The following is an 18,328-nucleotide window of genomic DNA, read 5'->3' on the forward strand; positions in this document are numbered from 1 at the left end:
TCCAATACCAAACAGGGCACTCTCCGGCTGGGCGGTACCAGAGGGTGCCCTGTTCAGCGTGCGTGTTCTGTTAGATTAAGCGGTAGCCTGCAGGAAGATCCCTGCTGCTGCGGATACGGCGGATCTGGTCCAGCGTCAGTCTCTGGTTGGTAGAGATGATAGATTCTACGTCATTGCCTGAAATGTAGTCATCCAGATCACGGATGCTGTGGTTCCCGCGAAGCACGCGGAAGCTGCCTCTGAACCGGGTTCTGCTGAACAGGACAAGCGTGGCATTGCTGCTGGTTGAGAAGAAGCGGAGACTTTCGATGCCATCCAGAATATTGTCCGTATCGCGGATACCGAGATTGCCTCTGTAGATTCTGCTTCTTCCCCGGAAGTTTTCTTCGCTGTACACCGTCAGTCTTGGAAAAGTCTGCGAGATATGGACCTCTTTATTCATGTGTATTCCTCCTTGGAGCGGTTTTTGGCAAAAGCAGCACGTACTGCCAGCTGCAATACTATTCTATGTATGCTGATAGAGATTGGTATGGTTAGAACCCCTGCACGGATAGCCTCTTTACACAGTGCTTCAGGAAATTTTTCACAAACCTGCTTTACAAATCGAAATACCTAGTGTACTATTTAACTAACACACCAATACAACATTGAAAATACACATGTTCCAGCTTAGCAACAACCCGTGGAATTAATACTCCACCTATACCGATCCGCACAAGGAGGCTGTCATGAATTCAACCGCTCATAATGTTCAGGAGCCGTCAGGCCCTGCGCAAGAACAAACCGTATTGGAAATGCAAGGCGTCAGCAAATTGATAAAAGGGAAAGCCATTGTAGATAATCTAAGCTTCAAGATCCATAAGGGAGAGATTGTCGGGCTGCTGGGACCGAATGGCGCCGGCAAAACGACCACCATCCGGATGATGACCGGACTGATCCGCATGAGCGGAGGGGATGTTCTGATTCATGGACACAGTATCCGGAAGGAATTCAAGCAGGCGATCTCACAGATCGGGGCGATCATTGAGAATCCTGAGTTCTATCCGCATATGACCGGGTACGACAACCTGCTGCAATATTTACGCATGAGTGATGGAGCCGGGGTATCACGGATCAAGGAGGTCGTGGAGCTGGTGGGGCTGCAGGAGGCGATGAACAAGAAGGTTCGGGCCTACTCCCTCGGTATGCGCCAGCGTCTGGGGATTGCTCAGGCCTTGCTCCACTCGCCGAAGCTGCTCATTCTGGATGAGCCGACTAACGGGCTGGACCCCGCCGGCATCCGGGAGATGCGCGACTATATGCGGAGAATAGCAGAGGTAGAGGGCATTGCCATTCTAATCTCTAGTCATATGCTGGCTGAGATTGAACAGATCTGTCACCGCGCGGTGGTCATTCAGAACGGCAAGCTTGTAACGGTGACACAGCTTACGGAAGTACCGGAGGCACGTAGTGAGGTAGCACTTACGATCCGGGTAGATAAGCTTGAAGCTGCACGGACTGTGGCCGGAGCCTTGCAGGGCGTTAAGGTCACTGGAGCGGATGAAGCTCATTCCGAGCTGCATGTACAGCTGCCGGATGGAGCCGTACCGGAGCTGGTGGCGGCGCTTAGCGAAGCCAAGGTCGGGATATACCGGATCACTGAGAATAGACAAAGTCTGGAAGAGGATTTCCTGAAATGGACAGGAGGCAACCGCATTGCGTAAATTTAATCTGCTTGTGCTGAATGAATGGCTCAAAATATCGAAGAAACGCAGCAATATCATTCCTTATGTCATCCTGCTGGTACTGTCGCTGGCAGTGGGCTATATGACTCGTACATTTGCCGCAGATATGTATGCTTCAGCGGCAGATTTTACAGCGGATTCCCTTCAGCCCAGAGGCATTGGCCAGCTTCTGGCCATTCTGGTGATCGTCGGGACGGCGGGGATTGTATCCAGGGAATACAGCCAGGGGACGATCAAATTTCTGCTGATCCGTGCCCGCAGCCGCACGGCGATTCTGGCCTCCAAATATGTAACTGTACTGCTCTATACACTTAGCATGCAGGTAGTTGCGACGGTGGGGCTTTTCCTCTCAGGAGCGGTATTCTTCGGACTCAGCGGAGGGGAAGCGGGAATCGGTGAGATCCTAACTTCGCTGCTGTATTCAACTGTGTACTGCACCGTCTACGCTACGATCGGCTTCATGCTAGGGATTCTAACGAAATCGACTGGCGTAACCATTGGAGCAACCATCTTCGCCACCACCATCGACAAGCTGGTCATTTCCCGTGAGTTCTACAAATATGTACTGTTCCCTAATCTTAATCTCGCAGCCTACAAGGATGGCGGTGCACCGATGCAGGGAATGACACTAACCTTCTCCATTATCCTGCTGTGCATCTACATGACGCTGTTCCTGCTTGCAGGCTTCGCCGTCTTCAGACGCAGGGATGTTGCTTGATGGGGATCGAATTCGATAATAACCAGCCGATTTATCTCCAGATCATGAATTACATCAAGGGAGAGATTATCACCGGTAAACTGAAGCCTGGAGATAAGATCCCCTCTGTCCGTGAATTGGCCGCTGAACTGCAGATTAACCCGAATACCGTGCAAAGAACTTTTCAGGAACTGGAGCGTGAGACCATCGTGGAGACCCGCCGCGGCATGGGCAGATATGTGACCGGAAGCGAAGAGACGATTCTGACCGTCAAGAAGGAGATGGCGCAGGATGTGCTGGACCGTTTTATCCGCGGAATGCAGGAGCTCGGCTTCCAGGGCGAAGATATACTAACTGCAGTAGCAGAGAACATTCACCAGCGGAACCAAGAACAGGGGGAGTAAGAAGAGTGGACGATATACTTAACATTCAGAATGTAAGCAAACAGTTCGGCCCTAGACAGGCGCTGAACCAGGTCTCCTTCAAGCTGGGCAGCGGCACCATCACCGGCCTTCTGGGAAGTAACGGCAGCGGCAAAAGCACGCTCATGAAGCTGATCGCCGGACTCGCCTGGCCCGCCTCGGGCCGGATCTCAGTCCTCGGGATGCCTGTGGGCGTAGAGAGCAAGAAGCTCGTCTCCTTCATGCCGGATGTGCCGGTAACGGAGTCGTGGATGAATATCGGGGATGCGCTGAGATTCCAGCAGGATTTCTACCCGGATTTCGATCAGGCCAAGGCACTGCGGATGCTGGATTTCATGAAGCTGCGTACAGCGGATAAGGTGCGGACGTTATCCAAAGGGATGAACGAACGCCTGCAGCTGACATTAGCGCTCTCCCGCCGGGCCAGATTATACCTGCTCGATGAGCCGATTGGAGGCGTTGATCCGGTGGCACGGACCAAGATTCTGAATGCGCTGATGGAGTTCTATGAGGAGGACAGCAGTATTCTGCTCTCTACTCATCTGGTGACGGATATCGAACGGATCTTTGATGAGGTGATTTTCCTGAAGGAGGGGGAGATTGTGCTGCATCGTCCGGTGGAGGAGCTTAGACAAGAGCATGGGAAGAGTGTAGATGAGCTGTTCAGAGAGGTGTTTGCCGAATGCTGAAGCTATTAAAATATGATCTTAAACGCCGACAAGAACGCATTCTCGTCTTCATCGTCATTGCGTTGCTCGCTCAGGCCGGACTGTGGATCTCCAGTGCAAAGATAGACACGGGCTTGGCTTCCCTGAATCTGGTTATTTACTGCATCCTGGCCATCGCGATGATATTTATAGCGGTCACCGGATATTTCCGTAATCTTAAATCCTATCAGCGGCGGCTTCTGCCGGTTACAGCACTGCAGACGGTCCTGACTCCCATGCTGCTGGCGCTGCTGTTGATTGGGGTGGTCATCCTCCTCGGCCTGGCCCATCTGGGAATCCTCAAGCTGCTGAACACGGTGGATTTACTGCCCGGCAATCTATGGACGGTTGGCTTCCGGGCATTGCTTCAATCGATCTGGTCTACCTTATTTCTAATGGTGATGGTGATGTTCTCCTTTACAGTAGCCTATAGTCTGCGTATGAAGTGGAGAGTATGGCTTGGCATCGGCCTTCTGGTCCTGCTGCAGAACGGAATAGGTTATCTGGAGAAGCTGCTCTTTGACACCTACTTCATTGGTCTGGATATTGCCTTTAACTTCGAGATTTACACTGGAGAGCCCCAATCCGGCAGTGAATTTATTATACCATACCTTCCGGTTGATCTAAGGGCGCTGCTGTTTGAAGTGGCGGTGGTCTGCCTGATGATCTATGGAATGGTGGCGCTGGTGAAGAGAAGAATCGAAGTATAAAGCGAAGTGTAGCAGAGGGATAGCGCATCGTTCATAGTTCACGCAAGCAAGGCTCCTAATCAGCCTTGCTTGCGTTTGTGTGCATTATTGGGGATAGGATGGACTATAAGCCTTGCGCGCTTCTTCCGCTGGTCCAGAGCTCCAGCTCCCGCAGCAGCTGTTCTTCCTCTTCTTCCTGCAGGTCCAGTCTTACCCCGTACTGGTATTGCCCCAGACCGAACATCCAGCCCCAACGGACACTGCCTTCGTACTGCAGCTTCTCTTCCGCCAGCTGAAAATGAATAATCAGCTTCGTATCCCCTGCGGTGAAGCGGAGGTTCAGCGACGTGCGGACCTTGCAGCCGGAGCGGCTAAGGTCAAGCAGAATACCTTCAGTCAATTTTCCCGCTCCCGGTCCCGAATTACTGGCGGGAATCTCAAGCCAGCAATCGATGGGCTGGTTCATTACATATCGGAATGGTTCTTTTCTGCTGGAGTCATCCATCATTTACCTCCGCTATTTTATTTGCTATTATATCGAAACGGCTACACTTGGACAATCTCCTAAAGTAGTATATTTAAAGAATTATATAGTATCTGTTATACCATACCTTTGCTCCAATACCCAGATAAAGAGGTGCTTAAACTATGTATCAATACCATAATGAAACCTTTAATGAGCATAATTTTGATTACGCAGCATTGCAGGATGGAGAAATAAACGGCTGCACCTTTGAGCGCTGCTCCTTTCGGGGAGCTTCAATGGAAGAGATGACCTCCACCGGCTGCCGGTTTGTCGATTGCGATTTCACCGGTGCCCTGCTGAATGCTTCGCTGCACACGGATGGCGCATTCACCAACTGCAAGTTCACCGGAGCGAATCTATTCGTGGCGAAGTTCGAGAACTGCAAGATGGTCGGATCGGATTTCGCCAATGCCTATATGGACGGAATCACACTTAGCGGAGGGGACTGGGCCTATACGAATCTGCGCCATCTGAATCTCAGCAGGCAGGATCTGCGGGGCATCCGGTTCACCGAGGCAGACATGCAGGGCTGCGATTTGCAAAAGGCGGATCTACGCGGGGCGGATTTAAGCCGGGTTCAGCTCGCTCAGTGCAAGCTTGCAGGGGCAGATCTGCGTGACGCCAAGCTGGAGGGGATTGACCTGAAGAGCCTGGAGCTCAAAGGAGTGCGGCTGGATGTGGAGCAGGCCGTGCTGCTGGCCCGTTCTATGGGAGCGAAGGTAGGGTAACGACTCAAGAAAAAACGGCTGGTGCCTGAAGCTGTATTATATTTCTGCCGGACTCTTCCGATAAAGAAATATCGACCCAGTTCGACATGTTGCCGCAAGATATCTTCAGTGGTCGGAAGCATGAACAAGGTCATCGGAAGAGGAGAGTGTACATGTCATTAAGTCTTCGCACTTTATTTTCAGCTGCATTTGCGGTTATTATCATTCTGCTCACGGCTATTCTCAGCTATGTGATCGGCAACCGCTCCACCACTTCTGTGGAAGTCAGTATCGGCAGCTCCCTGGCCGCAGAGGCCAATCAAATGTCCGAGAAGCTTGATCAGTTCATGTGGTCACGTTCCGGTGAAATAGAAGTTTTGAGTAAGCTGAATGCTTTTCAGGAACCCGTTGAACAAGCAGAGGCCGGCAGATTGCTGAATCAGCTGAAGAAGAGTCTGCCGGTATTCACCTGGGTGGGCTTCCTGGATAAGACAGGGAATGTGGTTGCTTCCACGGATCAGATCTTGCAAGGAACGAATATCAGCCAGAGGCCTGTCTTTCAGCAGGCACTTAAGGGAACCTTCGTCGGGGATGTCCACGATGCGGTGCTGCTATCTAAGCTGCTGCAGAGTAAGACGGGGGAAGCCCTGCAGTTTGTTGATGTGAGTGTGCCGGTCATGGACAAGCAAGGACAGACAAGCGGCGTGCTGGCGGCACATCTTAGCTGGGAGTGGTCACGTGAGGTCGAGGCCTCCATTGTGAATCCGCTCAAGGAACGGCTTAAGGGTGTGGAAGTGTTCGTGGTCAGTAAGAAGGACGACACCATTCTATTGGGGCCAGAAGCGCTCACCGGCAAAAGAATGACGGCTGCGGTCCTGCAGCAGGCCCGCAGCGGTAAGAGCTCATACGCGATCGAACAGGATCGGGGCCGTGACTCCTATTTAACGGGATACGCCTATGGTGATGGCTACATGAACTACCCGGGCCTTGGCTGGACGGTCATTATCCGTCAGCCGGCAGACATCGCTTTTGCTTCAGTCCATCAGCTTGAACGCTTCATCCTGATCAGCGGTCTGCTGACCGCTGCGGCCTTCGCACTAATCGGCTGGCTGCTGGCCGGATGGATCAGCCGACCGTTGAGGGATATCACCCGTACAGCCGACCTGCTCAGCTCCGGTGCCGATGTGGAGATCCCGGCCTCTACCCGGTTCAAGGATGTGGCGATTCTGTCGGCCTCCCTGCGGAGCCTGGTGAACAACCTGACCAAGACAGAGACCAAGCTGAGCTATATGTCGGATATGGCGCTGCATGATAAGCTTACCGGCTTGCCCAACCGGGCAGCACTGGATGAGTTTTTGGCCCATGCGGTCAGTAAGGCCAAGCAGAAGCGGACGACACTAAGCTTTTTGTACATGGATCTGGACGGCTTCAAAAAAGTGAATGACAGCTTCGGCCATGCGGTTGGAGATGCCCTGCTACAGGAGGTGGCCTTCCGGCTGATGGATTGTACGCGGGACAATGAGATCGTTGCCCGGCTGGGCGGTGATGAATTCGTGATTATTCTGAATACCTCGGCGGGCAAACCGATGAAGGAAGCGGAGGTGGTGGCTTCGCGGATTATCAGCAAGATCAACCAGCCGATTCTGATTAAAGGCGAGGAGCTTCGTGTAGGCTGCAGCGTAGGTGCTGCTGTATGGACTCCGGACGGCGGAGATACTATCGAGACCCTGCGGCTCGCAGACGAAGCGCTGTATATCTCCAAGCGGAGCGGGAAGAACCGGATTACCTTCGAGGCGGCATCTTAGGATCAGCAATCAACAGCAGACAGAAACAACAAACAACCTTTTAACGGCAGGACGGGGATGCTTCTCTTGTGCCGGAAAAAGGTTGTTTGACGTTATCTCATTACGTTCAGCGTAACCGCTTACGTGGATTAGACCATCTCTTTATCCACAGAAATCCTTCGTCATCCCGGAAAAACTTAATGCCTATCCAGCTCAGCGGTGTCCAAATTTCCTTGAAATAATATGAAGGCATAGTAAATTAGTCCCTCCGATATAGTTAATTATTACTAGTTTAAGCCAGGATGGAAGATTTAACAATACTTTTTTTTACATATAAATCCCATATTGTGCGTTCGCCCAGTTTTTTTGGGACTACAGGCATATGATGTAGAGGGATCAAAGCTGGGCATGTGCGTAAGAAAGGAGGGCTCCGGATGAGTGGAGGTCTGAGAACGTCAACGGCTACGATACTGGTGTTGTTTATTTTGCTGATTATTATCCTTAGCGTATTTTAGTGGAAGGGAATATAGTGGGTTATTGAAACAGTGCCGGTGCATCCGCTCCGGCGCTGTTTGCGTGCGTATAAGCTGCAGCTCACTTCCATATACATCATAACAGGGATAAGCACAGGCAGTTTGGCAGGGCGGGGCATTTAATATAGTAGGAAAGGAAGTGAAGCAATGACGAACTCCGAATTTATCGCCCGGATCGCTTCTTTCGCAGTAGCGGATATGCAGCGCACCCGTATCGCAGCTTCGCTGACGATTGCCCAGGCGGCGCTGGAATCCGGCTGGGGAACGAGCGGCTTGACGCTGAAGGCAGGCAATCTGTTCGGCATCAAGGGCAGCGGGCCTGCGGGCAGCCTGGCGCTTCCGACAACGGAATACAGGAACGGCCAAGCTGTACAGGTGACTGCCCAGTTCCGTTCCTATCATAACTGGGGAGAATCTATAGCGGATCATTCCGCACTGATTACCGGGGGAGTGTCCTGGAACCCCAAGCTGTACAGCAAGGCTATTGGAGTCGACGGCAAAACAGCCGCCCGCGAGATTGCTGCTGCAGGCTACGCAACGGACCCGGGTTATGCGTCCAAGCTGATTCAGATTATGGATTCATATAACCTGTATCAATATGACGAGCTGAAGGAGGATGAAGAGATGTCAGCTGAAGATAAACAAAAAATTGCGGCGCTGGAAACCGAGCTGCGGGAACTGAAGGAGCTGCTGGCAGGGCTGTCTGTCAGCAGAGATACACTGAAGGCCGGCGTTCAAGAGCAAGGCCAGGCCATTAAAGGTGTCACGGAACGGCTGGCTGTCATTGAGGGCCGCACAGTAATGAATGTGCCGGCCTGGGCTGAGCCTGCGGTACAGGCCGCGTCTGCAGCCGGTCTGCTGGATACGCCGTCAGGAGGCAGCTTTGATTTCTACCGGATGCTGACCGTATTGAACCGCGCCGGTCTGCTGGTTACAAGCAAGGGGGTGTAGTCGTTATGTACAATGATGCACTTAACAATGTACTAGCTTTTGCATCCGTATTGGCGGTATTCGTTATGGCGCTGGTCCAGTTCGTCAAGAACAGCGTTAATCTTCCGCGCAACGTGGTTCCTGCGGTGGGGCTGGCCATCGGCCTGCTGGTAGGAGCGGCTGCATACCCTTTTACAGACATGAATCTCATTCTTCGTCTATGGGCCGGAGGCTTGGCCGGATTATCGGCAACGGGGCTGTTTGAACTGGCGTTCAATAAGCGGAGCGGGACTACCAAAGAAGATTAGTAGAGCGGCGGCTTCAGGCGGTAATATAAGATGGGGAATAAGTAATGGTGATATCATCCAAGCGATTTAGAAGGAACGCGAATATATTAATTAAGAAGAAAGGAGGTGCTTGATATGGGAACTTATGTTGATGGAAGAACCTCGCAGAATGCTAGTTTTGCTAACTCTATTGCAATACCTATCCTAGTAATTAATACTCCGCAGCTGTTCGGGCAAATTGGGCTGATCACTGCAGGGGTAGGCACGAACCCTCGCGTAATACTAAAAGGAACCATTTCGTTGCAGCTTCCGCTTGCGCTGCTAGGCATAACTGTAACAATTGTTAGAGGAACACTACCCACTGACCCGCTGGTCTATTCCGCCACCTCTACCTTCAATCTTAGTGTTCTGGCTCCACAGATTATCACATTCTCTGCAGATGATTTCCTTCCGACAATTACTCCGCAGTTAACGTATACTGCGTTTGTCAGTTCGAACCTTCTGGGTACAGTCCGTGTAGGTCCGGAGAGCTTCGATGGAATTCTGGTATCCGATTAAGCAATAGCATGGGACATCCTGGGCTGCCCGCAAGGAGGGCGGGCAGGATGCCCTTGTACATACGCCCCAAATTATGTCCGTTTCGCCCAATCTGATGAGGCAACCGGCTCATATGCTGTTCTGTAGTCAACATTATGAAGGAGGTAATCTCATGGGTGCAGATTGCGGATACGGTGGCAATGTAGGCGGCGTGAATACGTGTGGAGTAGGTCCCTGGACATCTACAGGTGCGATTCTGGTTCTTTATATCCTGCTCGTTATTATTCTGAGTGCCTGCTTCTACTAGGAGATCCAATCAGTCAGCGCAGTCCCGGCAATCCGGGACTGCGCTTGTTGCAGATGCAGGATGGACAAGCTATGCTGCATGACGGTAAATTTAAATTCGCCTTGCCCCGAATGGATGTGCGATAATAGAGGTCATTGTCTTCAGGGCAATTAGTGCTGGCATGAAAGAGGTGTACGATGGAAGAGAAGGAAAAGATATATGCCATCCTCAAGCGGATTGAAGCGGAACAGGCGGTTAATCAGGAGGTAATGGAACTCGAAGCCGAGGCCTTCGCCGATATTATGGAGGAGCTTATCGACAGCCGGATGGTGGAGAATATTAAGATCTCCCGGTCAGGCAGCGGGATCGTGACAGTCAGAACTACTGACATCAAATTGACCCGGCGTGGTCATGATTTTATTTTATTGAAGGAGTCCGGCCGAATTTGATCGGAAAATAGATGTCATTACCCGGCACTGTAAGAGGCCGGGCTATTTTTGTTGACTAGGGTCCCTGCTTGATGAATCAACGCTTAAGGCTATTTATTGCTGTATTTTTGCAGAATCCCTTTCTTCTCAAACAACAGATAGACGCGGTCCAGAATCGTTGCCAGTTCTGCCCGGGTAACAGGGGCGAGCGGTCTGTAGTATCCACGGGAATCGGCTGTAATAATCCTTTGGGAGTCCATCGCTGCAATGGCGTAAACCGGCAGAAAGGTGAAATCTCCAATTAGCGAGATAGATCCATTTTGGTATGTATAAAAAATCGCTGGGGAGAGCTCATCCCCGGGTATGTATGTATCCCATCTGGTGCCGGCCCTTGCTCTTTCTGTATCCATGTATTGATCCATAGCATTCTGAGTATTGAATTTTCTCAAGGGAATATCCTTGAATTTACTTAACCGCTGGTATAACTCTTTGTCAGGATCATCGGTATTCGTACCCTTGTCGAAATCTTCAGCGAATAATTGGTAGAGCATAGACGTTAGCTTGAGCCGTGTCAGCCGGGCTTCAGGTTGGAAGGTATACTTGCCTGTTGAAGGGTTTTGGGAAATCCCGCCGCCGCTGACCGCAGAGGAATTGTATAGCTCAGATATTTCTTTGTAGGCCCAGTGATCTTTGGGGACATCAAGGTAGCTGGTGACTTTTTGTTCATAAAATAAGGGCTTTACATTGGGTCGGTATTTATCGAATAGACGGTAGAGCATAACGGAGAACTCGGCCTTGGTAACCGTTGCTTCAGGTTTAAAGGTGCCGTCGGAATACCCTTTTAGCACATCGTTATCCGTCATGAAAAGAATGGATTCCATCGCCCAGGAATATTTCTGCTCGTTGACATCGGAGTACAAGCTTTGCGCACTTGCGGATGAAGACGGGGCAGAGCTGAGAAGCATCATGCTGATGACGGGGAAAAGGATTGTTTTTTTGAACATGGGACCTCCTGATCAATTGAATTCTTATGATGAATGCGGGAGCCCTAAGCTCCCTTACCCTAATGAACGGTATCACCATCATTCCTGAATTGTCAATAAATACGGGAGGTCCCATGCCGGAGACATAAGGAGGTTTACTTGGTTGTAATCTCCGACAACGCCTTGTCCATCTGCGTTTCATTCGATTGTACGGCTTCGCTGTCCACAGCATCAATTCCGCGGAAGACATTCTTAGTGTTCTGATAAAAGTCAAAGGCAAACTTCTTAATAGCCTCACCGTCAGGGTGATTGCGCTCAACAACGGTAGCCTTGAACAGGTTCGTCAGCATGTATCCGGCATCCTCGCTATGCGCGAGATAATTCCCGGCGGTGTACTCCTCCACGATCTGGGATTCAAAATCCTTAAGCTCCACAGCCGACGGAGTGTACGATTTCGCCAAAACTTCCGCGGCATCTGCTTTTTGCGTGGCCTCCGTATCCGTAGTCGCGATTTGCTGGATCGCAGATTCCCAGTTCACGGACGCCTTCCCGGTGGAGGGTTCAGTGGCTGGTGCTGACGTGGGTTGCGCTGCTGTCGGCTGTGCTGTCCCGGCGGGAGTTGGGGTGGCCTGATTAGCCGAAGTGTTGCAGCCTGCGGTCAGTCCAATGGCACCGCTGAATAGGATGACTAGGGCGAGGGATGACATCTTTTTATACAAGGACTTCTTCATAGTGGTTCCTCCTGAATCTATCTGATATTCCTATACTATATATGTAACCTTGTCCGGACGGATTGAATTTATTCGCTAATGTGACTAATAGATATGTATATTTGTCAAGATCGACAAGGTCAAATGATGTAGAATAATAAATTGGATTCTGGTACAATCTATATATTAAGTTTGAAGGAGCGGAGCACATGGATAATGATTTGGTGCAGGTATTAAGATCCGTTTTTCGCGAAGAATTGGAGCCCGTTAAGGCGGAATTAGGAACCGTCAACGAGCGTTTGGATCGAATAGAGACAGAGCAGCAGAACATGAAACAAGATCAGCAAACAATGAAACAAGATCTGCAAACAATGATGCAAGATCAGGAACAGATTAAACGTGCTGTGCTGGAAACAAACGAGCGGCTCATCAACGTGGAGTCTTTATTGGAGAATCAGCACAGAATTATCGAACTTCTCTCAGCGCGCTCCATTGAGCAGGAAGCCAAGCTGAAGCGGATTATATAACTATATACACAGCAAGCCCACGTATCTTGATTTCAAGGCGGGGGCTTTTTTTGCGTAAAACAAAAATCGAGGCTCCCTTTCGGGAGCCTCTTTCATGGGAGAGGAGAAACCGGACGAAGAGCTTATGGGGAAACGTAAGCCTGCTCCGCGGTTGTCTACGACATTTTGTGATGTCGATAATTACAGGATGACCCGGATGCGGGAGTTTTATACATTTGCTTGCGAATATTCTTCTGCTCCGCATTGTGACAAAGTCGGACAATCTTTTTATTTCATGGAATAATTGTGGTACTATAGGCTTGGACTTATGCCCTGTAACGGCATAGTAATGTAGAGACAAAAGCTAAAAAGCAGGTGGATGATCGGTGAGAGTCATATCGGGAAGTGCAAAAGGCAGGCCGCTTAAAAGTGTTCCAGGCAATGGCACACGGCCTACTACCGATAAAGTGAAGGAAGCGTTATTCAGTATGATCGGGCCTTATTTTGAAGGAGGTACGGTGCTTGATTTGTATGCCGGTACCGGAGGCCTGGGAATTGAAGCCCTAAGCAGAGGGATGGAAGCTGCGGTGTTTGTGGACATGGAACAGAAGGCGATTGACACGGTGCGTGCGAACCTGAAGGCGGCCCGGCTGGAAGCGCAGGCTGAGGTCTACCGCAATGATGCGGGAAGAGCGCTTGGTGCACTCGGGAAGCGGGGGAGAGCATTTGATCTTGTTTTTCTGGACCCGCCTTACCGTATGAAGCATGGAGACGAGCTGATGGTTACGCTGGCGGACAAGCTGCTGCTGAACCCTGATGCAGTGATCGTGCTGGAGCATGAATCGGGATATACCTATCCCGAGGATATACCGGGGTTCGTTAGAACGAAGCAATCTGTCTATGGAGAGGTTACGATCTCTATCTACCGGTATGAAGCTGCTGTTCCAGAGGCTGCCGCAAGCGGCAAGGAGGTTAATGATGAGTCTGCAAATTAGAAAAGAACGTGTCGCTATCTATCCGGGAACCTTCGATCCGGTTACGCTGGGACATATGGATATTATTCACCGGGCCGCCAAGCAGTTCGACAGGCTGATTGTGACGGTGCTGAACAACCTGAGCAAGAATCCGTTGTTCTCGGTCGAGGAACGGACAGAGCTTCTGCGCCAGGCGACAGCGGATATACCGAATGTTGAAGTGGACAGCTTCCGTGATCTCCTGGTTAACTATCTGAGGCAAAAAGATGCGCAGGTTATTGTCCGGGGAATCCGGACCGTTACGGATTTTGAATATGAGCTGCAGAATGCTTCCATTAATCATAACCTTGACCCTGAAGCGGAAACTATATTTATGATGACTAATCCGAGATACTCCTACCTTAGCTCCAGTGTGGTGAAGGAGATTGCCCACTTCGGCGGGAAGGTCTCGGATTTTGTAACCCCTGAGGTGGAGCAGGCCATGAAGCTGAAGTTCAGCCGGATGGACGGCGGCTTGAAGTAAACAGCTTCACGGCAGCAGACAGCAACAGCAGCAGCATAACAAGCAGGGTCTGAAGTCCCAAGATTTGTGGGGCCAGAGTCCATATTCTCAGTGAAGTGCCTATGTCTTGCAGCTGTACGGCCGGGGGTGAGCCGGCTAGAACGGGCAGCACCGCAGACTGAATATGGAGCAGCGGTGTCCACAGCAGGAGCGTGAACGCAAAGGCAAATAGTCCATGCAGCAGCCTGACTGCGGTGAACGGAAGGAAGCGGACATTCGCTGCCTTCAGCACAGTCAGTGCCTGGAGCTGGGCGCAAATGCCGCTCCAGGCCAGGCTGGCCGACAGCAGTGCCGGGCCAAGAAGACCGCCTATTAGAAAACCTTCAAGTCCTGCTGTGGCTGAAGTCATTGACCGGGCTCCGAGATGAATCTCAAGCATGCTTGCTGTAACCAGATTCGGCAGCCATGGCAACAGTCTGGTAACAATACTTACAACAACTGCGAACATAATCATATAGCCGCCTACAATCATCAGGCTCTGTACGGCGGAGGATACGGATTCACCGAGCACCTTGCCGAAGCCCCGTCCATCCCTTGACCGGGCATCCGCTGCTGCCTGATGGATACGCCGGGGCAAGGATGCTTTTTTGCTGCGGGGGCGGCTGCCCGTCAGGCTGGAATCACTTTCTTGCGGAACTTGCGGAAGAGCTTGCGGAAGCGGAATAGGTGAGGTTATCTTACGGGAGCCATTGAAGCAGGCGGATAGAATACCTGCGGCTATCCCTGACAGCCAGTGGATGGCCAGCAGGGCATACCCGGCGGCTGGACTGTGCAGGAATGCTGTCCCGACTACAATAAGCAGTGTGACCGGACTGGCATAATGCACGATAGCCGCCAGCCGTCCGGCCTCCTTGTCCGTAATGTCCCCCTGCTTGTGCAGCTGCATCACTCCTCCGGCTCCTGCCGGGAAGCCGGCGGTAAGGCCGAGCACCAGCGTCCAGCCGCCCGCCCCGGGAAGCCGGAAGCAACGCTTCATCAGTGGCTCCAGCAGGACGCCGATACCATGCACGAAGCCGGATGCGCTCAGCATCTCTGAGAGGATCAGGAAGGGCAGTAGCGCCGGAAAGACCAGGGTCCACCAGAGCGTAAGGCCCGTAAGTGAAGCCTTGAAGGAGGCTTCGGGTGCGATGACAATCGCTATAGCAAGCAGAATGGCTGCAGCCCCGGGTACAAAGGGAGCTGAACCCGACAGGAAGCGTCTGAATCTAAAGTTTATCATTAGAGTTATCCCCTCTTCATAGCTTAGGACATGGGCAGATCTTGTTATCAATTTATGCAGGGGAGACAACCATCATGCCACAGCCGGAGTCAAGCTTCAGGCTAAGGTACCACATTCTAAGTGCCGGGGCATCATCCGCAGGAAAGAAGGGGAAGAGACTTGAGGCAGTACAAACGCCGGGTAGGCATCCGCGCTTCAGCCTATTTATTTTCATTCGTGGTCATTCTCTATGTTGTGGTCTTTATGAACACGCCTTACATTGTATATCAGCCGGGAAGCGCCTCCGAGGTGGCACCGATGATCAAGGTTGAGAATGCCGATCCGCAGGAGCAAGGAACCTTCATGATGACCACGGTCTCTGCAAGCTATGCGAATGTGGCTCTTCTAATCGCCTCTGTGTTCAACTCGAATGCCGAGGTAGTATTGAAAGAAACCCGCCTGCAGGATAAGACAGAGCAGGAATATGCTGCGGAGCAGGTATTCTATATGAATAGTTCGCAGTCCTATGCCGTGCAGGCGGCCTATCATGCGGCAGGTGTACCTTATGAGGATGTCGTGGATTATCTGTATGTGTTCTCGGTACCAGAGACTGCTAATCAGGACCGGTTCAAGCCGGGGGACAAAATCATCAGTGTAGGCGGACAAAAGGCAGCCGATCCGGCCGCGCTGTCCAAATTGCTGTCGGTTCATCAGATTGGAGATAGCGTGGAGGTATCGCTCCAGCGTAACGGCAAAGAGATCAAGGAGCAGGTCAAGCTGGTGGGGGTCAAGGATAAAGAAGCTGCGGTTGCCCGGCCGGGCTTTGGAGTCGTTATTGGTGCGGTTCAAAAAGTGGAGCCTAAGCAGGAAGGCAAAGCCGTCAGCTTCGTGGATACTAACGTGGGCGGACCCTCTGCCGGTCTGATGTTCACCATGGAAATCTACAACCGGCTTACGCCGGGGGATCTCACTAAGGGCCGGAAGGTAGCAGGCACGGGTACGATAGATCCGGAGGGGAACGTGGGGCCAATCGGCGGTGTGAAGCATAAGATTGTAGCGGCCGACCGCAAGGGGGCGGAGATCTTCTTCGTTCCGCTTAAGAACTACGACGAGGCCAAGGCAAAAGCGGATCAGATCGGCACGAATATGAAGCTGGTTCCTGTCTCAACCCTACCCGATGCCCTGAAATACATGGAGGAGCTGCCGGTCAGCAGATCCTGACCGGCGGCTCGAGATAATCACTGTACAGATCGCTGCGCAGCGGGTCGGCATAAGCCCCGGCGAACACAGCAGCCGCCTGGAGGTCACGCTCCAGCATGGGATGGGTGCACCGGGCAGGGCTTGTAATCACCGGAAGCGCCGCTGTCTGCTTCATCTGCTTCAGCAGCTCCCGGCCGCTCTCGCGGAAGCCAAGAACTCTTATGTAGCCGGGACCCCGGGAGAGGACGGAGGGGGACAGCTCTGCTTTGCTGTGGTTCAGCAGGGTGTGAAGCAGCAGACGCTGGAGCCGGGTAAGGGTATACCGTCTGCTCTTAAGCTCCTGCAGCAGGCCGCCGACTGTGAACTTGTCCAGCTGATGCAGGACGCGGAGCAGCCGGTTCTCCAGGCCCTCGTTCATATCCTGCAGCGTGTGCAGCTCCGCAGCGGAGCGCGTATAGAGCACATGGCGCAGCGGCCCGGCGAAGTCTTCTAGCCCTACCGGGCCCCGGCCTGCGTCACGCTCCCGCTCCAGGATGGACAGGGCGTACTCCGGCATGTAAGCCGCCGGTGATCCGCCCTCCTGCAGCAGCCTGCGGATGGCTGTTGCACTCGCAATGGCCGACCCGCCCTCCAGCGGGTCGTGGAAGCCCGCGCCGGTACGCGGCACGGTCAAGGGCCTGATCGCGCTGCCCAGCCGCCGTAGCGCGATCAGGTAGTGCAGGCCGAGGCTGTTGTTGGGCTGCCGCAATATACTTTCGGCATCTTCCGGTTTCTCCTCTCCCAGGAAAGAGGCCTTCCAGGCCGCCGCCGCCGCTGCGCTGTAGGCGGCGGGGAATCCCGCGCCCTCAGAGAGGCGCGCGCGGATCTCCTCCTTAAGCGCACTGCTCTCTTCGGCCAGGAAGCCGGCCAGAGGGAGCAGTGCGCCCAAAGTGCCTGCTTCGGAGCCGAAGCACAGGCTGTCGACGACGCCGGTCGCCTCCAGCAGGGACACCGCTCCGAAGGCGAACCATTCCGCCGGCTGGACGGCGTACGCCACCGGCAGCTCAATGACCAGATCGGCGCCCATGTGCAGCGCCATCTCGGTACGGGCGCGCTTGCTGACCGCCGCCGGCTCGCCGCGCTGGGTGAACGGTCCGCTCATAATGACAACGGAACGGTCCGCTCCCGATATTCTTTTGGCCTCGGTGAAATGATGGACATGTCCGTTATGTAAAGGGTTATATTCGGCTATAATACCTACAGTTGCCACAGTTGCTTCACGCCCCATTCTGGAAGATATATTGTATATCATAAATTGTCACGCTCCCTGAAACAATATAAAGGGAAAATGGTTGACAAACTCAGGGAATAATAGGTATAATAAATTTTGTTTGTTTGGAGTGATAACGATGAACATTCACTTTCGCAAATTAGCGAATGCCGACGAGCCTCTGGTCCTCCACGAAGTTGTGGATGTCAGCGGGGTTGTCACAGGGCGCAAGGATATACTTGCTGTTGCACCACTCTCAGTAGACCTTAAAGCGCTGCCCGCGGGAACCGATAGTGTGAACGTGGTGGGAACACTGAACGGAGAAGTGGACATGTTATGTTCACGTTGTCTCGTTGAGGTCAAGAGTAAGCTGAACATTCCTTTCGCTGAGACCTTCAAGTGGCTTAAGCAGCCAATTCTTCCGGAAGATGAAGATGAGGAACTCATTTACATCAAAGATGAGATTGTGGATCTTATCCCGTATGTGGAAGAAAATTTCGTACTGCACTTACCGGATTCGGTATTGTGCAAGGCAGACTGTCTTGGTCTTTGTCAGAAATGCGGACAGAACTTGAACGAAGGCACCTGCAGTTGCGACAACACAGTGATCGATCCAAGACTCGCTGCGTTGAAAGGATTCTTTACCAAGCAAGATGACTAAGAACAAATCCCGAGGAATTGGGTTACAA

Annotated in this window: 24 protein-coding genes; 18 read left to right on the forward strand and 6 right to left on the reverse strand. The window is 52.2% G+C overall.

Features of this window, described 5'->3' with window-relative positions:
• Nucleotides 1–70: 70 nt before the first annotated feature.
• Nucleotides 71–442 carry a hypothetical protein gene (locus NST26_RS14250; protein WP_340979286.1) on the reverse strand — a complete coding sequence of 124 codons (372 nt, stop codon included), beginning with the start codon at nucleotides 440–442 and terminating at the stop codon, nucleotides 71–73.
• 286 nt (nucleotides 443–728) lie between these two features.
• On the opposite strand from NST26_RS14250, the gene NST26_RS14255 reads away from it, so the two are divergent.
• The 5 genes from NST26_RS14255 to NST26_RS14275 are packed head-to-tail and all read left to right on the forward strand — an operon-like array spanning nucleotide 729 to nucleotide 4,260.
• A complete protein-coding gene (locus tag NST26_RS14255) occupies nucleotides 729–1,703 on the forward strand; it encodes an ABC transporter ATP-binding protein (protein WP_339256336.1) in 975 nt (324 codons plus the stop codon).
• Nucleotides 1,696–2,442, forward strand: a complete 747-nt coding sequence (locus tag NST26_RS14260; RefSeq protein ID WP_209873505.1) for an ABC transporter permease — start codon at nucleotides 1,696–1,698, stop codon at nucleotides 2,440–2,442. Before NST26_RS14255 ends, NST26_RS14260 begins: the two co-directional genes overlap by 8 nt.
• Complete coding sequence (locus NST26_RS14265; protein WP_036728944.1) at nucleotides 2,442–2,825, forward strand: GntR family transcriptional regulator; 384 nt, start codon at nucleotides 2,442–2,444, stop codon at nucleotides 2,823–2,825. Before NST26_RS14260 ends, NST26_RS14265 begins: the two co-directional genes overlap by 1 nt.
• Before the next feature lie 5 nt (nucleotides 2,826–2,830).
• The gene (locus tag NST26_RS14270) at nucleotides 2,831–3,532 is read left to right on the forward strand and encodes an ABC transporter ATP-binding protein (RefSeq protein ID WP_036728940.1); all 702 of its coding nucleotides are present in this window, start codon (nucleotides 2,831–2,833) and stop codon (nucleotides 3,530–3,532) included.
• Complete coding sequence (locus NST26_RS14275) at nucleotides 3,526–4,260, forward strand: hypothetical protein (RefSeq protein WP_036728937.1); 735 nt, start codon at nucleotides 3,526–3,528, stop codon at nucleotides 4,258–4,260. Before NST26_RS14270 ends, NST26_RS14275 begins: the two co-directional genes overlap by 7 nt.
• Before the next feature lie 103 nt (nucleotides 4,261–4,363).
• Here NST26_RS14275 and NST26_RS14280 read toward each other — a convergent pair whose 3' ends face one another.
• Complete coding sequence (locus NST26_RS14280; RefSeq protein WP_340953279.1) at nucleotides 4,364–4,639, reverse strand: PilZ domain-containing protein; 276 nt, start codon at nucleotides 4,637–4,639, stop codon at nucleotides 4,364–4,366.
• A gap of 248 nt (nucleotides 4,640–4,887) precedes the next feature.
• Between NST26_RS14280 and NST26_RS14285 the strand changes: the two genes are divergently transcribed.
• The 7 genes from NST26_RS14285 (at nucleotide 4,888) to NST26_RS14320 (ending at nucleotide 10,278) form a co-directional block, all read left to right on the forward strand.
• Entirely contained in the window at nucleotides 4,888–5,493 is a 606-nt protein-coding gene (locus NST26_RS14285; protein WP_339256346.1) for a pentapeptide repeat-containing protein, read from the forward strand.
• Nucleotides 5,494–5,645: 152 nt separating this feature from the next.
• A complete protein-coding gene (locus NST26_RS14290; protein ID WP_339256348.1) occupies nucleotides 5,646–7,277 on the forward strand; it encodes a diguanylate cyclase domain-containing protein in 1,632 nt (543 codons plus the stop codon).
• A 659-nt stretch (nucleotides 7,278–7,936) separates the two neighbouring features.
• Nucleotides 7,937–8,740, forward strand: coding sequence for a glycoside hydrolase family 73 protein (locus NST26_RS14300; protein WP_340953277.1), 804 nt, complete (start codon nucleotides 7,937–7,939; stop codon nucleotides 8,738–8,740).
• A 5-nt stretch (nucleotides 8,741–8,745) separates the two neighbouring features.
• Nucleotides 8,746–9,027 carry a holin gene (locus tag NST26_RS14305; protein ID WP_036728921.1) on the forward strand — a complete coding sequence of 94 codons (282 nt, stop codon included), beginning with the start codon at nucleotides 8,746–8,748 and terminating at the stop codon, nucleotides 9,025–9,027.
• A 114-nt stretch (nucleotides 9,028–9,141) separates the two neighbouring features.
• A complete protein-coding gene (locus tag NST26_RS14310; protein WP_340953275.1) occupies nucleotides 9,142–9,564 on the forward strand; it encodes a hypothetical protein in 423 nt (140 codons plus the stop codon).
• 151 nt (nucleotides 9,565–9,715) lie between these two features.
• Complete coding sequence (locus NST26_RS14315) at nucleotides 9,716–9,850, forward strand: hypothetical protein (RefSeq protein ID WP_268748465.1); 135 nt, start codon at nucleotides 9,716–9,718, stop codon at nucleotides 9,848–9,850.
• 176 nt (nucleotides 9,851–10,026) lie between these two features.
• A complete protein-coding gene (locus NST26_RS14320; protein WP_036728915.1) occupies nucleotides 10,027–10,278 on the forward strand; it encodes a YjcQ family protein in 252 nt (83 codons plus the stop codon).
• An 89-nt stretch (nucleotides 10,279–10,367) separates the two neighbouring features.
• On the opposite strand, the gene NST26_RS14325 is transcribed toward NST26_RS14320, so the two are convergent.
• Entirely contained in the window at nucleotides 10,368–11,261 is an 894-nt protein-coding gene (locus NST26_RS14325; protein WP_339256355.1) for an S-layer homology domain-containing protein, read from the reverse strand.
• Between the two features lie 134 nt (nucleotides 11,262–11,395).
• Complete coding sequence (locus NST26_RS14330) at nucleotides 11,396–11,971, reverse strand: hypothetical protein (RefSeq protein WP_339314037.1); 576 nt, start codon at nucleotides 11,969–11,971, stop codon at nucleotides 11,396–11,398.
• Nucleotides 11,972–12,159: 188 nt separating this feature from the next.
• Between NST26_RS14330 and NST26_RS14335 the strand changes: the two genes are divergently transcribed.
• From NST26_RS14335 to coaD, 4 genes are all read left to right on the forward strand, one after another.
• On the forward strand, nucleotides 12,160–12,477 hold the full coding sequence (locus NST26_RS14335; RefSeq protein WP_036728909.1) for a hypothetical protein: 318 nt from the start codon (nucleotides 12,160–12,162) through the stop codon (nucleotides 12,475–12,477).
• Between the two features lie 94 nt (nucleotides 12,478–12,571).
• A complete protein-coding gene (locus NST26_RS14340) occupies nucleotides 12,572–12,760 on the forward strand; it encodes a single-stranded DNA-binding protein (RefSeq protein ID WP_143803648.1) in 189 nt (62 codons plus the stop codon).
• A gap of 82 nt (nucleotides 12,761–12,842) precedes the next feature.
• Nucleotides 12,843–13,451: a 16S rRNA (guanine(966)-N(2))-methyltransferase RsmD gene (rsmD, locus tag NST26_RS14345; protein WP_339256361.1), complete on the forward strand. Its 609-nt coding sequence runs from the start codon at nucleotides 12,843–12,845 to the stop codon at nucleotides 13,449–13,451.
• The gene (gene coaD / locus NST26_RS14350; RefSeq protein WP_340953273.1) at nucleotides 13,435–13,953 is read left to right on the forward strand and encodes a pantetheine-phosphate adenylyltransferase; all 519 of its coding nucleotides are present in this window, start codon (nucleotides 13,435–13,437) and stop codon (nucleotides 13,951–13,953) included. Before rsmD ends, coaD begins: the two co-directional genes overlap by 17 nt.
• On the opposite strand, the gene NST26_RS14355 is transcribed toward coaD, so the two are convergent.
• On the reverse strand, nucleotides 13,925–15,211 hold the full coding sequence (locus NST26_RS14355) for a nucleoside recognition domain-containing protein (protein WP_340953271.1): 1,287 nt from the start codon (nucleotides 15,209–15,211) through the stop codon (nucleotides 13,925–13,927). The genes coaD and NST26_RS14355 overlap by 29 nt on opposite strands.
• 159 nt (nucleotides 15,212–15,370) lie before the next feature.
• On the opposite strand from NST26_RS14355, the gene NST26_RS14360 reads away from it, so the two are divergent.
• The gene (locus NST26_RS14360; RefSeq protein WP_340953270.1) at nucleotides 15,371–16,411 is read left to right on the forward strand and encodes a SepM family pheromone-processing serine protease; all 1,041 of its coding nucleotides are present in this window, start codon (nucleotides 15,371–15,373) and stop codon (nucleotides 16,409–16,411) included.
• On the opposite strand, the gene NST26_RS14365 is transcribed toward NST26_RS14360, so the two are convergent.
• A complete protein-coding gene (locus tag NST26_RS14365; protein ID WP_340958068.1) occupies nucleotides 16,398–17,639 on the reverse strand; it encodes a tRNA(Met) cytidine acetate ligase in 1,242 nt (413 codons plus the stop codon). The genes NST26_RS14360 and NST26_RS14365 overlap by 14 nt on opposite strands.
• 139 nt (nucleotides 17,640–17,778) lie before the next feature.
• On the opposite strand from NST26_RS14365, the gene NST26_RS14370 reads away from it, so the two are divergent.
• Nucleotides 17,779–18,300, forward strand: a complete 522-nt coding sequence (locus tag NST26_RS14370) for a YceD family protein (RefSeq protein ID WP_339256369.1) — start codon at nucleotides 17,779–17,781, stop codon at nucleotides 18,298–18,300.
• Nucleotides 18,301–18,328: the final 28 nt, after the last annotated feature.

The sequence above is a fragment of the Paenibacillus sp. FSL R7-0128 genome (genome assembly GCF_038002245.1).
GTDB classification, from domain to species: domain Bacteria; phylum Bacillota; class Bacilli; order Paenibacillales; family Paenibacillaceae; genus Paenibacillus_AQ; species Paenibacillus_AQ silagei.

Bases quoted from the DNA above. Each gene is read 5' to 3' on its own strand.
- NST26_RS14275 (WP_036728937.1), top strand. From the start codon at position 3,526: ATGCTGAAGCTATTAAAATATGATCTTAAACGCCGACAAGAACGCATT.
- NST26_RS14335 (WP_036728909.1), top strand. From the start codon at position 12,160: ATGGATAATGATTTGGTGCAGGTATTAAGATCCGTTTTTCGCGAAGAA.
- NST26_RS14355 (WP_340953271.1), bottom strand. From the start codon at position 15,211: ATGATAAACTTTAGATTCAGACGCTTCCTGTCGGGTTCAGCTCCCTTT.
- NST26_RS14325 (WP_339256355.1), bottom strand. From the start codon at position 11,261: ATGTTCAAAAAAACAATCCTTTTCCCCGTCATCAGCATGATGCTTCTC.
- NST26_RS14305 (WP_036728921.1), top strand. From the start codon at position 8,746: ATGTACAATGATGCACTTAACAATGTACTAGCTTTTGCATCCGTATTG.
- NST26_RS14300 (WP_340953277.1), top strand. From the start codon at position 7,937: ATGACGAACTCCGAATTTATCGCCCGGATCGCTTCTTTCGCAGTAGCG.
- NST26_RS14340 (WP_143803648.1), top strand. From the start codon at position 12,572: ATGGGAGAGGAGAAACCGGACGAAGAGCTTATGGGGAAACGTAAGCCT.
- NST26_RS14330 (WP_339314037.1), bottom strand. From the start codon at position 11,971: ATGAAGAAGTCCTTGTATAAAAAGATGTCATCCCTCGCCCTAGTCATC.
- NST26_RS14310 (WP_340953275.1), top strand. From the start codon at position 9,142: ATGGGAACTTATGTTGATGGAAGAACCTCGCAGAATGCTAGTTTTGCT.
- coaD (WP_340953273.1), top strand. From the start codon at position 13,435: ATGAGTCTGCAAATTAGAAAAGAACGTGTCGCTATCTATCCGGGAACC.
- NST26_RS14255 (WP_339256336.1), top strand. From the start codon at position 729: ATGAATTCAACCGCTCATAATGTTCAGGAGCCGTCAGGCCCTGCGCAA.
- NST26_RS14285 (WP_339256346.1), top strand. From the start codon at position 4,888: ATGTATCAATACCATAATGAAACCTTTAATGAGCATAATTTTGATTAC.
- NST26_RS14250 (WP_340979286.1), bottom strand. From the start codon at position 442: ATGAATAAAGAGGTCCATATCTCGCAGACTTTTCCAAGACTGACGGTG.
- NST26_RS14370 (WP_339256369.1), top strand. From the start codon at position 17,779: ATGAACATTCACTTTCGCAAATTAGCGAATGCCGACGAGCCTCTGGTC.
- NST26_RS14315 (WP_268748465.1), top strand. From the start codon at position 9,716: ATGGGTGCAGATTGCGGATACGGTGGCAATGTAGGCGGCGTGAATACG.
- NST26_RS14320 (WP_036728915.1), top strand. From the start codon at position 10,027: ATGGAAGAGAAGGAAAAGATATATGCCATCCTCAAGCGGATTGAAGCG.
- NST26_RS14265 (WP_036728944.1), top strand. From the start codon at position 2,442: ATGGGGATCGAATTCGATAATAACCAGCCGATTTATCTCCAGATCATG.
- NST26_RS14290 (WP_339256348.1), top strand. From the start codon at position 5,646: ATGTCATTAAGTCTTCGCACTTTATTTTCAGCTGCATTTGCGGTTATT.